The sequence below is a fragment of the Flavobacterium luteum genome (assembly GCF_008806775.1).
Taxonomy (GTDB): domain Bacteria; phylum Bacteroidota; class Bacteroidia; order Flavobacteriales; family Flavobacteriaceae; genus Flavobacterium; species Flavobacterium luteum.
Genome location: NZ_WAEM01000004.1, coordinates 44669 through 59891 on the forward strand (window position 1 = coordinate 44669; position 15223 = coordinate 59891).

13 protein-coding genes and 1 pseudogene are annotated in these 15223 nt (G+C 32.5%); 11 read left to right on the forward strand and 3 right to left on the reverse strand.

The window, feature by feature from the left end; translation table 11 throughout:
- Positions 1 to 7: 7 nt before the first annotated feature.
- From F6464_RS09325 to F6464_RS09335, 3 genes are all read right to left on the reverse strand, one after another.
- Complete coding sequence (locus F6464_RS09325) at positions 8 to 2035, reverse strand: M3 family metallopeptidase (RefSeq protein ID WP_151107544.1); 2028 nt, start codon at positions 2033 to 2035, stop codon at positions 8 to 10.
- 80 nt (positions 2036 to 2115) lie between these two features.
- Positions 2116 to 2616 carry a 5-(carboxyamino)imidazole ribonucleotide mutase gene (gene purE, locus F6464_RS09330; RefSeq protein WP_151107545.1) on the reverse strand — a complete coding sequence of 167 codons (501 nt, stop codon included), beginning with the start codon at positions 2614 to 2616 and terminating at the stop codon, positions 2116 to 2118.
- A gap of 3 nt (positions 2617 to 2619) precedes the next feature.
- On the reverse strand, positions 2620 to 3801 hold the full coding sequence (locus F6464_RS09335; RefSeq protein ID WP_151107546.1) for a 5-(carboxyamino)imidazole ribonucleotide synthase: 1182 nt from the start codon (positions 3799 to 3801) through the stop codon (positions 2620 to 2622).
- A gap of 381 nt (positions 3802 to 4182) precedes the next feature.
- Between F6464_RS09335 and crtD the strand changes: the two genes are divergently transcribed.
- The 11 genes and pseudogenes from crtD to F6464_RS09385 all read left to right on the forward strand — a co-directional run bounded on the left by crtD (position 4183) and on the right by F6464_RS09385 (position 15209).
- The gene (gene crtD / locus F6464_RS09340) at positions 4183 to 5652 is read left to right on the forward strand and encodes a 1-hydroxycarotenoid 3,4-desaturase CrtD (RefSeq protein ID WP_151107547.1); all 1470 of its coding nucleotides are present in this window, start codon (positions 4183 to 4185) and stop codon (positions 5650 to 5652) included.
- Positions 5652 to 6278: a carotenoid biosynthesis protein gene (locus F6464_RS09345; protein ID WP_151107548.1), complete on the forward strand. Its 627-nt coding sequence runs from the start codon at positions 5652 to 5654 to the stop codon at positions 6276 to 6278. Before crtD ends, F6464_RS09345 begins: the two co-directional genes overlap by 1 nt.
- A gap of 2 nt (positions 6279 to 6280) precedes the next feature.
- A complete protein-coding gene (locus tag F6464_RS09350; RefSeq protein ID WP_191963349.1) occupies positions 6281 to 6748 on the forward strand; it encodes a sterol desaturase family protein in 468 nt (155 codons plus the stop codon).
- Between the two features lie 32 nt (positions 6749 to 6780).
- Positions 6781 to 7743 (forward strand): class I SAM-dependent methyltransferase, encoded by a 963-nt coding sequence (locus F6464_RS09355; RefSeq protein WP_151107549.1) that lies wholly within the window; start codon positions 6781 to 6783, stop codon positions 7741 to 7743.
- A gap of 15 nt (positions 7744 to 7758) precedes the next feature.
- Entirely contained in the window at positions 7759 to 8454 is a 696-nt protein-coding gene (locus F6464_RS09360) for a DUF3291 domain-containing protein (RefSeq protein ID WP_151107550.1), read from the forward strand.
- A gap of 143 nt (positions 8455 to 8597) precedes the next feature.
- Positions 8598 to 9247 (forward strand): annotated as a pseudogene (locus F6464_RS14660) (IS982 family transposase); the annotation flags it as partial.
- Between the two features lie 54 nt (positions 9248 to 9301).
- Positions 9302 to 9829 carry a hypoxanthine phosphoribosyltransferase gene (gene hpt / locus F6464_RS09365; protein ID WP_151107551.1) on the forward strand — a complete coding sequence of 176 codons (528 nt, stop codon included), beginning with the start codon at positions 9302 to 9304 and terminating at the stop codon, positions 9827 to 9829.
- A gap of 36 nt (positions 9830 to 9865) precedes the next feature.
- The gene (locus tag F6464_RS09370; RefSeq protein ID WP_151107552.1) at positions 9866 to 10438 is read left to right on the forward strand and encodes an adenylate kinase; all 573 of its coding nucleotides are present in this window, start codon (positions 9866 to 9868) and stop codon (positions 10436 to 10438) included.
- A 24-nt stretch (positions 10439 to 10462) separates the two neighbouring features.
- Positions 10463 to 11737: a hemolysin family protein gene (locus F6464_RS09375; RefSeq protein ID WP_151107553.1), complete on the forward strand. Its 1275-nt coding sequence runs from the start codon at positions 10463 to 10465 to the stop codon at positions 11735 to 11737.
- A gap of 79 nt (positions 11738 to 11816) precedes the next feature.
- Positions 11817 to 12824 (forward strand): GTPase ObgE, encoded by a 1008-nt coding sequence (gene obgE / locus F6464_RS09380; protein ID WP_151107554.1) that lies wholly within the window; start codon positions 11817 to 11819, stop codon positions 12822 to 12824.
- A gap of 234 nt (positions 12825 to 13058) precedes the next feature.
- A complete protein-coding gene (locus tag F6464_RS09385; protein ID WP_151107555.1) occupies positions 13059 to 15209 on the forward strand; it encodes a S46 family peptidase in 2151 nt (716 codons plus the stop codon).
- Positions 15210 to 15223: the final 14 nt, after the last annotated feature.

Genomic DNA, 15223 nt, shown 5'->3' on the forward strand with positions numbered 1-15223 from the left:
TAAACATCTAAATCAATCCCGCTCTTTTCAACAAAGCATCTGCTTTCGGTTCCTGACCTCTAAAACGTTTGTACAATTCCATTGGCAATTCGGTACCGCCTTTTGAAAGTACATTCTCCTTAAATTTGGTCGCCACTTCTGTATTAAAAATGCCGCACTCTTGAAAATAAGCAAATGCATCTGCATCTAAAACCTCGGCCCATTTGTAACTGTAATATCCAGAAGAATACCCACCGTTAAAAATATGAGAAAACGATACACTCATGCAGTTTTCAGCTACATCTGGATATAATGTAGTGCCTTCAAATGCATTTTTTTCGAAAGCTTTTACATCTGTAATCTCAGTTGGATTGTTGCTGTGAAAAGCCATGTCAAGCAATCCAAAACTGATTTGTCGCAAGGTTGCCATGCCTTCTTGAAAGCTAGCACTTTCTTTTATTTTTTCTACAAATTCTTGTGGAATAACTTCTCCAGTTTGATAATGCTTGGCAAATAACGCTAAAGCTTCGGGTTCGTAGCACCAATTTTCCATCACCTGACTTGGTAATTCTACAAAGTCCCAATATACCGATGTTCCTGAAAGACTCGGGTAAACCGTATTGGCTAGCATGCCATGTAATCCGTGACCAAACTCGTGAAACAAAGTGGTTACTTCGTTAAAAGTTAGTAACGACGGTTTTGTCTCGGTTGGTTTTGTAAAATTACAAACGTTGGAAATATGCGGTCTTTCGTTGGTATTTCCTTTTATGTATTGTGATTTAAAGCTGGTCATCCAAGCACCATTTCTTTTGCCTTTTCTTGGGAAAAAATCGGCATAGAAAATGGCGACTAGTTCTCCAAATTCGTCTTTTACTTCGTAAGTTGTAACTTCTTCATGGTATTTGTCAATATCGTAGACTTCGGTAAATGTTAAACCAAATAATTTTCCGGCAATTGTAAAAGCACCATTCAACACATTTTCCAATTGAAAATAAGGCTTTAGTTTTTCATCATCCAAATTGAATAATTGTTGTTTCAATTTTTCAGAATAATAGGCACCATCCCATTTTTCTAGCTTTTCAATTCCATCTAATTCTTTTGCAAAAGCGGAAAGTTGGGCAAATTCTCTTTCGGCCGCAGGTTTCGCTTTGGCTAATAAATCATTTAAAAATGATTTTACTTTATCGGGATTTTGAGCCATTCGTTCTTCTAAAACAAAATGGGAATGGGTTTCATAACCTAATAAATTGGCTCTTTCGTAACGTAGTTTAGCAATTTTTAAAGTGATTTCTTGATTGTCGAATTCGTTATTCTGAAATGCTTTTTTTCCAGCTGCAATGGCCATTTCTTTTCGCAATTCGCGATTGTCGGCATAGGTCACAAACGGAATATAGCTTGGATAATCTAATGTAAAAATCCAACCTTCTAAATCTTTAGATTTTGCTAGTGCTTTAGCTGCTTCAATGGTTCCTTCGGGCAACCCTTTTAAATCAATTTCATTAGTAATATGCAATTGATAATTATTGGTTTCGGCCAAAATGTTTTCACCATATGTTAACTTTAACTTGGCTAATTCGGTGTCGATTTCTCGTAATTTTGATTTTTTTTCTTCTGATAAAAGTGCCCCATTTCTTGAAAAGCCTTTGAATTTTTTATCCAATAAAGTGGCTTGTTCTATAGTGAGATTTAAACTTTCTCGTTGTTCGTAAACCGTTTTTATTCTTTTGAATAAATCTTCGTTTAGCGTAATATCATTACTGAATTCAGTTAATAAAGGAGAAACTTCTTGAGCGATTTTTTGCATTTCATCACTGGTTTCTGCTGAATTTAGATTGAAGAAAATAGAAGACAATCGGTCCAAAGCATCACCTGAAAAATCCAAAGCTTCGATGGTATTTTGGAACGTTGGAGCTTCTGCATTGTTGGTTATTGCATCAATTTCGGCTCTTGCAGCAGCAATAGTTGAAATAAAGGCAGGTTTATAATCTTCAATGTTGATTTGAGAAAAAGGGGCAGTATTGTGTTTGGTTTGGAATTTTTGAGTAAGTAATTTCATTGTAACAATTTGTATTTTTTTAAACAATTAAGGAGTTGTGTTTTATTAAGAATTCTGTTGATTAAAAACTCCTAACTTTCTTAATGGATTAACATTTTTTTTTTTAAATTTTCAGAAGATTTATTCACTGCATCCTTCAAACTTTCTTTGTAAAAAACAATTTTGTCAAGAACACATTTATCGTGACTGCCAATAATTTGAGCTGCTAAAATACCAGCATTTTTTGCTCCATTTAAGGCTACAGTTGCCACTGGAACGCCTCCCGGCATTTGCAGAATAGACAAAACACTATCCCATCCATCAATAGAATTACTCGATTTTACAGGTACACCAATTACAGGCAATGGCGACATAGATGCTACCATTCCCGGTAAATGCGCAGCACCACCAGCACCAGCAATAATTACTGAAATTCCTCGAGTGTGGGCATTTTTGCTAAAATCAAATAGTTTTTCGGGAGTTCGGTGTGCTGAAACGATATCCACTTCGGTTTCAATATCAAAACCTTTTAGAATATCGATGGCTTCTTGCATGATGGGCATATCAGAGATGCTTCCCATTATTATGGCTACTTTGCTCATTTTTTATAGTTTAAATGGGTTTAATTTGGGCTTACTACTAATTACTCGTATGGTGTTTTTTACTTTTTCGGCTAGAATTCTAGCTTCATTTAAATCCTTGTGCACTATGGTTACATGGCCCATTTTTCGAAAAGGACGAGTTTCTTTTTTTCCGTAAATATGAGGAGTAACTCCACTCCAGCTTAAAATTTGTTCTAAGTTTTCGTACACTACATTTCCTGTAAATCCTTCTTCTCCTGATAGATTGACCATAATTCCGGCAAGTTTACTTTGCGTGTCACCCAAAGGTAGATTTAAAATGGCTCTTAAATGATTTTCGAATTGCGAAGTGTAACTAGCTTCAATTGAATAATGGCCTGAATTATGTGGTCTAGGCGCTACTTCGTTAACAATGATTTGATCGTCTTGGGTTTGAAACATCTCAACTGCTAATAGTCCAACATGATCAAATTTTATAGAAACATTCAAAGCAATTGCTCTCGCTTTTTCTGCAACTTTTTCGTCAATTCTGGCAGGACAAATGACATATTCCACTTGGTTGGCTTCAGGATGAAATTCCATTTCCACCACAGGATAGGTTCTTATTTCTCCAGATGCGTTCCGACAAACAATAACAGCAATTTCATTTTTGAACGGAATCATCTCTTCAGCAATACATTCTACATTTGGTAGACTTTCTAAATCAGCATAGTTCCGAATGATTTTAACACCATTTCCATCATAGCCAAATTCAGTGCATTTCCATACAAAAGGAAGTTGAATTTGATTGTTTTCTACTTTTTCTTTTAAAGCGGTTAAAGCAGAAAATTTTTCATATTCAGCAGTAGGGATTTTATTGTTTATATAAAATTCTTTCTGTATTCCTTTGTTTTGAATTCCTCGGAGTGTTTTTGGTGATGGAAAAACTTTTATGCCTTCACGTTCTAATTTTTCAAGGGCATCAATATTGACTAATTCAATTTCGAAAGTTAAAACATTGACTTGTTTGCCAAAATTATAAACAGTGTCGAAATCTGTAATGTCGCCTTTAAAAAATTTATTGCAAGCAATTTTACAAGGAGCATCGTCACTGGGGTCAAGGACATAGGTTTGAATGTCAAATTTTCTAGTTTCAGACAAAAGCATTTTGCCTAATTGACCGCCACCTAATATTCCTAGTTTAAAATCGGATGAGAAATAATTCATCGTATAGTTGTTATGTTGCCTGTATGTCGACAATTAGATTTGAGCAAAGATACTCAGGAATTGATAATTGTTATCCCAATTTTAATAAAAAAATGGTATCAATATAAATTTTAGAACATAGCCTTTTCTATTTAAATTTAGTTTTTTAAGAGATTTATACTATTTAATTTTAGCTACATTGTAGAAATTAGAAAGCTTTAGGTTTAAATTTTTTAAAGGCAATGTTTTATTTCTAGTCTACACCTGCTATTGCTTGCATTTTATTTGTTATAAGTATTTCCATAACTGCGACTCATATTATTGATTACATCTTTTAACTTTTGTTAAATGTCTTTAGCCATTAAAAAGATATAATTTTGGTGTGTTATTTTATTTTAGAACATGAAACAAAATGTTGGGATTATTGGTGCTGGAATTGGAGGTCTTGCGCTTGCCATTCGTTTAGCAAAAAAAGGTTTTAATGTAACCGTTTTTGAAAAGAATAGCTACCCTGGAGGAAAGTTAAGTGAGCTAAAAATCAACGGGTTTCGTTTCGACAAAGGCCCATCTTTACTGACTATGCCTAATTTAATAGAGGAGTTATCCAATAGCAACGATTCACAGCGAAAATTTGAATATAAAAAACTAGATACCATAACTCATTATTTTTATTCAGATGGGACACAACTAAAGGCATCCTCAAATGTGGATGATTTTGCAGAAGAAGTACATCTAAAGTTAAATGAAAAAAAAGAATCCGTTTTGAAGCATATCAAACGAAATGCTTTTTATTTTAAAACTACTGAAGATTTATTTCTTAAACAATCTTTGCACCAAATAAGAAATTTTATCAACTTTAAAACTATAAAAGGTATTTTATGTGCCCCTTTTTTGGGATTATTCAGCACAATGCATAATAAAAACAACAAAATATTTGTTAATCCTAAAACAGTACAGCTATTTAATAGATACGCTACCTATAATGGTTCTAATCCATATAAAGCTCCTGCTTTGATGAATATGATTTCGCATTTAGAAATTAATTTAGGGGCATATTTGCCAGTTAAAGGAATGCACCAAATTACAACTCATTTAGTCAATTTAGCAAAAGATTCTGGAGTAACTATTAACTATAATTCCTTAGTTGAGACATTACTAGTTGAATCCAATAATACTATAAGTTCCATAAAAACTAATGGGCTTAGTTATTCATTTGATATTGTGGCAAGTGATGTAGATATTCATGTACTGTACAACCATTTATTACCCAAAAAATTCACTCCTAAGAAGTTAATGGCGCAACAAAAATCGAGTAGTGCTTTTGTTTTTTATTGGGGAATAAATAAGGAATTTCCTTCGCTGGGATTGCATAACATTTTGTTTAGCGAGGATTATAAAAAGGAATTTGATTATTTATTTTCTAAACAATATCCCACAGAAGATCCTACGGTTTACATTAACATTACCTCAAAATATTGTAAAGAAGATGCCCCAAACGGCTGTGAGAATTGGTTTGTGATGGTAAATGTACCCCATAATAGTAGCGCCAGTATTGGCTATGCTAGCGACCTTAGAAAAAATGTTATTGCAAAAATCAATAGTATGCTAAAAACGGATATCGAACAACATATTATTGCTGAAAGTAGTTTAAGCCCTCTTGATATCGAAAATCAAACTTCATCACTTGGAGGGTCGCTTTATGGTAATGCAAGTAACAATAAATTTGCTGCTTTTTTAAGACATTCTAATTATTCATCCAGTATCAAAAATCTATATCTAGTGGGCGGAAGTGTTCATCCTGGTGGCGGTATTCCGCTTTGCTTGTTGAGTGCCAAAATAACAAGTAACCTAATAACAAAACGAGCTAACTAATGACAAAGGACTATAAAAGGTATTTTTTGTATTTTCTTATACTTGTCTATGTGTCAGGCTCTATAGGTTTTGTTCTCAACCCTTCTTTTTTTAGTCCTTTTACGCCATATACACTTTTGCTTACTTGTTTTGTGTTTTTGATCCATCAACCATTACTTGAAAAGAAATTTATACTGTCCTTTCTTTCCATAGCTGTCATGGGATTTATAATAGAAGTAACAGGAGTAAAAACAGGATTAATATTTGGACAATACAGCTATGGCGATGGATTGGGCTATAAATTGGTCGATGTTCCGCTCATCATCTCCATCAATTGGGCCATATTAATTTGTGCAGGAGTTATTACCGTAAGCAGTATTTTTACTAATAAATTAATAGTTTTGGGAGTTTCAGCTTTACTTGTTACAGGGATTGATTTATTAATTGAACAAGTTGCTTACAAACTCGATTTTTGGCAATTTAAAGGAGGCTTGCCAGATTTACACAATTATATTGGTTGGATTTTAGTTGCCTTTTTCACACCGTATTTATTTTATTCCACTATAATCAAAGGGCATCGAAAGGTGTCTTTAATTGTATTAATTTTACAAATTATATTTTTTACTTATTTATTTTTATTTTATTAATCATGGAAATTCTACTTAACACAAGTATTGTATTAACCACATTCGTCCTAACTGAATTTTCAGCTTGGGCAAACCACAAATATATTATGCACGGATTTATGTGGTTCTTTCATGCCGATCATCACAAAAAAGATCATAAAAGTTGGTTTGAAAGAAACGATTTATTTTTTATTATTTATGCCGTTCCTAGTTGGCTTCTTATTATGTTTGGGATGATGAATAATGCATGGTATACTTGGGTTGGTTTTGGTATTCTACTGTATGGATTAGCTTATTTTTTTGTCCACGATCTTATTATTCATCAACGTTTTAAAGTATTTACAAAATCGAATAATGTATATGTTTTAGCATTGCGTCGAGCACACAAAATGCATCATAAGAACATTGGGAAAGAAGGTGGCGAAAGTTTTGGAATGTTAATCATTAAAAAGAAATATCTACAAGCGGCCATGAAACAAGTTAAAGTCTAATTTTTATAGATTTATAAACAAAGAGCTATTCAATGGAGAAAACAAGTGTAATGTGTTGTCCTGTTTGTGAAAAAACGGAAAACAATTTTTATATAGCAACAAGTGCATTAATGCACAAGCCAAATACAGATCTTTATGTTTTTAATAAGTGTGAAAATTGTGAAACCGTATTTTTAACTAATAGAGTAAATCAAGAGAAATTAGAACATTATTACACAGAAAATTATTTGCCCTACAAAGGTTCGGCTGCATGGGGAAAGTATCACTTTTTTGTTGAAAACAGCCAAAAAAATCTTGATTTAAAACGGGTCAATTTGGTGAAAAAAAATATAAATAAAAATAATGGAATTGTTTCTGTCTTAGATGTTGGTTGTGGTAATCCAACTTTTTTAGAACTTTTACAACAAAAATCAAATGTTAGTTGTACTGGAATTGATTTTTCTGACTCAGGTTGGGTCGGAAAAAACTACACTAATATTGAGTTGATTAAAGTTGCTACGGAGGATTTTAAATCTACTAAACTTTTTGATGTAATTACACTTTGGCATTATTTAGAACATGATTACAACCCAAATCAAACTATTCAAACACTCTATAATTGTTTAAAACCAGGAGGTAAAATGATTATTGAAGTCCCAGACTACCATAGTATTAGCGCAAAAAAACAAAAGTCATATTGGCAAGGATGGCACAGTCCAAGGCATATTTCATTATTTTCTAAAAAAAGTTTTTCGCTTTTATTTGACAAATATAAATATAATATTAATTTTCATTTACGTTATGGAACTTTAGATGCCTTTACTTTGTGGTGGCTCGGTAAAATGGAAAAAAGAGGTATTAATTGGTCTGGGAATATGGAGTCAAATTTTTGGATGCTTGTTTTTCTTAAAGTTGTTACTTATCCTTTTTTTATGTTTGAAAAATTAGTCCCTCTTGGGGTTCAAATTTTAATAGTGGAAAAAAATAAATCAAATACTTTTCATGTACAATTTTAATTTCAAAACGATTATATGACCCAAATTACAACCTGTTCCTTTTTTAAACTGAAAGGATTTTCAAATAAATTTTGGGCTTTTTCTCAAATGCAATTTGGGCATCAATATTTAAAAAATAGTAAAGGATTAGTATTTTACAAACTTTTGGGTTCAGGAGCCGAAAACGGTTTTAGTGCCAAGCCAAATTTAGGCACTTATGCGCTTCTTTGTGTTTGGGATTCCGAGGATTATGCTACGGATTTCTTTAAAAACAATTTTTTTTTTAAAAAGTATCAGTCAAAAAGTACTGAATTGTTTACCGTTTTTGCACATTCTGCAGAAGCTCACGGAAAATGGGATGGTAAACAACCTTTTGTTAAAAATGCAACACTATTTATTGACAAACCCATTATGGTTTTGACACGGGCTAGTATTAGGTTTTCCAAGTTGTTTTCTTTTTGGCGTCGCGTAGGTAATGTAAGTAAAAGTTTAGAGGAATACAAAGGATTGTCGTTGTCTATTGGAGTTGGTGAATGGCCATTAATACAACAAGCCACGATTAGTATTTGGAAAACACAAGCAGAAATGATGGATTATGCCTATAAAAATCAAAAGCACAAAGAAGTTGTACTGCTTACTAGGAAATTAAATTGGTATAAAGAAGAACTGTTTGCACGTTTCGTTCCCTATAAATTCAAAGGAAAATGGAATGGTAAAATTTTGGAATTATAAATAGTCATAATGCTTTAAGTGTAATTATTTACAATAAAATAAATGGATTTGATAATAGTCAAGATCCTGAAATTAAGAAACTTGAATCTGACAAATAACCAATATCTACGATAAATATAGTAAAAAATTATCTTAGAGTTTTAGAAGTAGTAACAACAAAATTAGCATCTCGGTTTTTAAAAGATTTAGATTATTTCATCGTGGATAGTTTGCCGTTGGAGATTTGCAAATTTGCACCTCATAAGAGAATTAAAATCTATAAAAATGAGTTTGAAACGGCTTCTTCAAAAATGGGTTTATGCTTCACAAAACAAATGGTTTTAAGGATATAGATCGCATGTATTTTATTCTATAAAATGCAATTTCCCATTTATTAGATATTAAAAAGGCAGAAGTTCATGTTGCTTATTTTTCGAAAAACATAAAACAACAAATGTCTTATTATATTTTTCTTGACGATAGAGGGTATTTGTTTCAAACTGTAAATATCAAATTGGAAACATCAAAAAAGCGAATCAAAAAGAGTAGAGTCCATATCCCAATATTTTAGAAAATCAAGAAAATGAATTGAAATATTGTTTTCACAACTAAGCGACTAGTCCATGATTAGAATCTATTGTGCTAAGACTTTTGAATCTTTTAAAGCAAGAATTTTAGCAAAAGTAAGAACAATAACATTTGTGCATTATATCAATAGATTCTTTTTGATAGACCAATAAACAATGTTAAAAACCAAACATTTTATTACACCCAACCAGTTAAATATAGTGTTTTTCAAAAAAGGTTAAATTAAGTACTACTTACTACTGAATACTTTACTAAATTTGCACCTTATAAAAAATAAAAAATGATACAACTACACGATAAACATTTTGTTCCTTTTATCTCAGCTAAAGAAATAGCATTCGCTATAGAGAATATGGCAAAAAAAATGGATGATGATTTTTTTGATGAAGTCCCTGTCTTTATAGGTGTTTTAAACGGTTCATTTATGGTCTTGTCGGATTTAATGAAACAATACCGAGGAATGTGTGAAGTTTCTTTTGTAAAAATGGCTTCATACGAAGGAACAGAATCCACAAACTCAGTAAAAGAACTTATCGGCATTAACCAAAATCTTGAAGGGAGAACAGTAGTAATTGTGGAAGATATTGTTGATACGGGAAATACTATTGAAGAACTAAAATCTATTTTTAAAGCTCAAAAAGTAAAACACTTAAAAATAGCGACCTTGTTTTTAAAGCCAGACGTTTATAAAAAAGATATAAAATTAGATTATGTAGGAATACGAATTCCAAACAAATTTATAGTTGGATATGGTCTTGATTATAACGGATTAGGCAGGAATCTAAGAGACATTTACGAATTAAAATAAAAAACAACATCTACAAAATAACTACTCAACTCACTCATGATTAATATTGTTTTATTTGGAAAACCAGGAGCTGGAAAAGGAACTCAAGCAGAATTTTTAAAAGGAAAATACAATTTAACACACATTTCAACTGGAGATGTTTTTAGATACCATTTAAAAAACAATACTGAACTAGGAAAGTTAGCAAGAATATTCATGGATGCTGGCGATTTAGTTCCAGATGAATTGACCATAAAGATGTTACAAGATGAAGTAGAAAGGCATACAGATACCAAAGGCTTTTTGTTTGATGGTTTTCCCAGAACGATAGCCCAAGCTCAAGCTTTAGATGTTTTTTTAGCAACAAAATCATGGGAAGTTACTGCAACAATAGCTTTAGAAGCAAATGATGAAGTTTTAATTCAACGATTGTTGGAAAGAGGGAAAACAAGCGGAAGAATTGATGATCAAGATGAAGAAAAAATCAGAAATCGATACGTAGAATATAACGAAAAAACAGCTCCTTTAATAGAGTATTACTCAAAACAAAACAAATTTTATCCAGTAAATGGGATTGGTTCTATAGCAGAAATTACGGAGCGCTTAAGTACTGTAATCGATAAGCTGTAGAGCATACGTTTTCTAATCTAAATTATGGAAATTTTAATAATTTTATTTTTAATCATCTTAAATGGAGTTTTTTCGATGTCAGAAATCGCTTTGATATCAGCAAGAAAAAACAGATTAGAAAATGCTGCCAAAAAAGGCAATGCAAGTGCACAAGCAGCTTTAGATTTGGCAAATGCACCCAATAAATTTTTATCGACTGTACAAATAGGAATTACTTTGATAGGAATTTTAACAGGAATTTTTAGTGGTGATAAAATCACTACCGATGTTCGGGTCTTTGTAGAAGGTTTTGCCATACTTAGGCCCTATGCAGATACTATTGCTGTTGGAATTGTAGTAATGGTTTTAACTTTTTTTTCATTGGTTTTAGGAGAATTATTACCTAAAAGAATTGGACTAAACCATCCGGAGAGTATTGCTAAAGCAGTTGCGATTCCCATGAAAATGATTTCAATAATTACAGCTCCTTTTATTTGGTTGTTGACAATTTCGACTGAATTTTTGCTTAAAATACTGAGTATAAAACCTTCAGCTGACGGAAAAATTACAGAAGAAGAAATCAAAGCCATTATAAAAGAAGGTACCGAAGGTGGCGAAGTGCAAGAAATAGAGCAAGATATTCTAGAACGTGTTTTTCATATCGGAGACCGGAAAGTAAATTCATTAATGACGCACAGAAAATCAGTGGTATTTCTTCCCTTAAATTCAGACAAGGACCAAGTAAAAGAGTTGATGTTGAAAGAGTTGCATTCTATTTATCCAGTTTATGATAAAAATTATGATGATATTATAGGAGTCGTTAATTTGAAAAACATCTTTGCTCATTTTGAAAATGAGAATTTTAATTTAGCAGATATTATTACTGAAGCTCCTTTTATAATGGAGCAAACCTCGGCTTATCAAGCTTTAGAAAATTTCAAAACCAGTGGAATTCATTATGGTTTTGTGTCTGATGAATATGGTATTTTTCAAGGAATAATCACGCTTAATGATATTCTTGAAGCTTTGGTAGGAGATGCATCCGAATTTTATAAAGATGATTTTCAATTGGTTGAACGTGAAGATGGTTCCTGGCTTGTAGATGGTCATTATTCATTGCACGATTTCTTAACTTATTTTGAGTTGGATGACTTGATAAATGATTATGAAGTCACCACGGTAAGCGGACTAATTATGACTGAACTTTCTCGTATTCCTAAGCAAGGAGAGAAATTAATTTGGCAAAAATTTGAATTAGAAGTCATCGATATGGATGGTGTGAAGATAGATAAAGTGATGGTGAAGGCCATAAAAAAATAAAAACAGATAGTAGTTTTTAGGTTTCAGTCGCAGTTTTGCATTAAAATCTAAAATCTAAAATCTAAAATTTAAAATTAGAATGACAGAAGGCAATTTTGTAGATTACGTAAAAATATATGTTTCATCTGGAAAAGGAGGAAAAGGTTCTACGCATTTACATCGAGAAAAATTTATAGAAAAAGGAGGCCCAGACGGTGGAGATGGTGGGCGTGGAGGACACGTGTATTTAGTTGGCAATAAAAGTCTTTGGACATTGTTTCATCTAAAATTTGCTCGACATGTAAAAGCAGGCCATGGCGGCGATGGTGGTGGTGATAGAAGTACAGGAGCCGATGGAGAGGATAAGTTTATTGAAGTGCCGTTAGGAACAGTGGTAAGAGACAAGGAAAGCAATGAAATTTTGTTCGAAATCACGGCGCATGGAGAAAAGCGAATTGTTGCACAAGGCGGAAAAGGAGGGTTAGGGAACTGGCATTTTAGAAGTTCTACCAACCAAACACCACGATATTCTCAACCTGGCTTACCATCCGAGGAAATCGATATGATTTTAGAACTAAAGGTTTTAGCTGATGTAGGCTTAGTAGGATTTCCAAATGCAGGAAAATCGACTTTACTTTCCGTTTTAACGTCTGCCAAACCTAAAATTGCTGATTATCCTTTTACAACTTTAAAACCCAATTTAGGAATTGTAGCTTATAGAGATTTTCAATCGTTTGTAATTGCTGATATTCCTGGAATTATAGAAGGAGCTGCTGAAGGAAAAGGCTTAGGACATTATTTTCTTCGACATATAGAAAGAAACTCCACCTTGTTATTTTTAGTTCCAGTTGACACACCAGATATCAAAGCGGAATATGATATTTTAGTAAATGAATTAAAGAAATACAACCCAGAAATGCTCGACAAAGAACGAATGTTAGTTATTTCTAAATGTGATATGCTTGATGATGAATTAAAATTAGAATTAAAAATACAACTGGATAAAGATTTCAAAAATATTCCATATTTGTTTATTTCTTCTGTTGCTCAGCAGGGTTTAACAGAGTTAAAAGATAAATTATGGAATATGTTAAATACAGAAAATTAGATAACTTCTGAAATATTTTAAGCGTCCCTTTGGGACGTTTTTTTTGTAAAAACATCAAAATAAAGTTAAAATTCACTATTGTGTTATAGTTTTATTACTATTTAGTGCTCTTTATTGCTGAAATAATTTATTTTTACACTTCTAACAATTAGTGTTATTATTTTAAATAAATGTAACAATTTGCACTTTATTTACACTAGTAAACTAAATCTATTAACTTTTATAACTTTTCAAATGAAGAAAATTATTTTATCTCTTATTACAGGAATCATGCTTTTACCTATGAGTATGAAAGCCGACGAGGGAATGTGGTTTCTAATGTTTTTAGAACGCTTGAATCACAGAGACATGCAAAAAATGGGGTTGCAACTAACAGCCCAAGAAATTTACAGCATTAACAATCACAGTTTGAAAGACGCTATTGTACAATTCAATGGGGGTTGTACTGCTGAATTAATTTCTAAAGATGGTTTGGTTTTAACGAATCATCATTGTGGTTATGACGCAGTTGCTGAGTTATCTACTGCAGACAAGAACTATTTGAAAGATGGCTATTGGGCAGAAAATCGTAAAGCAGAAAAAAAACCATCAAGTTTATATGTTCGTTTCTTTGTCAGAATGGACGATGTTTCTAAACGAATTTTATCAAAATTAAATGATAAAATGACTGAGTTAGAGCGAGAAAAAGCAGTAAATCAAGAAATTGCATTGATTGAAAAAGAAAATAACGAGGGCGGAAAATATACCGTTTCTGTTCGTTCCTTTTTTCAAGGAAATGAGTATTACTATTTTGTATATCAAGATTATAAAGATGTTCGTTTAGTAGGAGTGCCGCCAGAGAGTTTAGGAAAGTTTGGTGGCGATACAGACAACTGGGAATGGCCTCGCCACACCGCAGATTTTTCAATGTTTAGAATTTATGCCGACAAGGACGGTAATCCCGCTGAGTATTCTGAAAACAATGTGCCTTTAATCCCAAAACATTATTTGCCAGTAAATTTGGGCGGAGTAAAAGAAGGCGATTTTGCCATGATTTTAGGCTATCCGGGAAGAACTAACAGATGGATGCCAGCAGGTGGAATAGAGCAAAATGTAAAATTTTCTTATCCTGCTTGGGTTGAAGGTGCTAAAACAGGAATGGACAATATGAAGAAATATATGGATCAAAGTGATGCTTTGAGATTGGTATATGCTTCTAAATATGCTTCAGTGGCCAACTATTGGAAAAACCGTCAAGGTATGATTGATGCGTTAACTAAGTTTGGAACTTCAAAATCGAAAGCAGCTCAAGAAGCAAAGTTTAACAAATGGGCCAATAAACCTGAAAACAAAGCAAAATATGGTAATGTAATAAATAACATAAATACTTTTTATAGCATTACCAACGAGAAAGCCCGTCACGATAATTATTTGCAACAATTGTTTAGAACCACTGCTTTTGGAACAATTGGTAGAACAATAGGAAAACAATTAGATACTTATGCTAAAGCTGATAATGCGAAGCGAAAAGATATGGCTCCCGATATTCTTGCAGGTGCTGAAGAAATTTTTAAAGAACTCTATATTCCTGCAGAGAAAGATTTATTGGCAGCACAATTAAAATTATATACAACAAAAGCTACAGGATATGCATTAGCACCAATGGTAGATAAATTAGCAAAAGAAAACAACAACGATTTTACAAAATATGCAAGTGCTGCTATCGATATGAGTATTTTGACATCTATTGATAAAATAAAAGCGTTTCTAGACTATCCAATGCAGTCGGTTTTAGATAACGACCCTATTTACACCTTGTCAAATGATATGATTACCCATATAAATTCTAAATCAGATGCAATTGCTAAAGCGCAAAATGATTATGGTGCTGGGTTTCGTTTATTGGTAGAAGGATTAAGAGAATCAAAAATTGGAACAATTAAATATCCAGATGCAAATTCAACCTTGCGATTAACGTATGGAAAAGTACGTGCTTTGCCAGCTGATAAGAGAAATGACGCCAAAATTAACAACTATACTACAATGGATGGGATGGTTAAAAAATACAAAAAAGGCGATGAGGAATTTGATATGCCTATTCGAGTAATTGAAATGAATAAAAATAGAGACTACGGAAGATTTGCTGACAAAGACGGCTCGATGCATGTGAATTTTTTAACAGACAATGATATTACAGGAGGAAATTCAGGGTCGCCAGTATTAAATGGTAAAGGGGAATTGATAGGTTTAGCTTTTGATGGAAATATTGAAGCCATGGCAGGTGATGTCATTTTTGATGATAAACTACAAAGAACTATTAATGTTGATATTCGTTATGTGTTATGGGTAATTGAGAATTTCTCAGGTGCAAAACATATTGTCGATGAAATGACTTTGGTAAAATAGTTAACTAATATTTC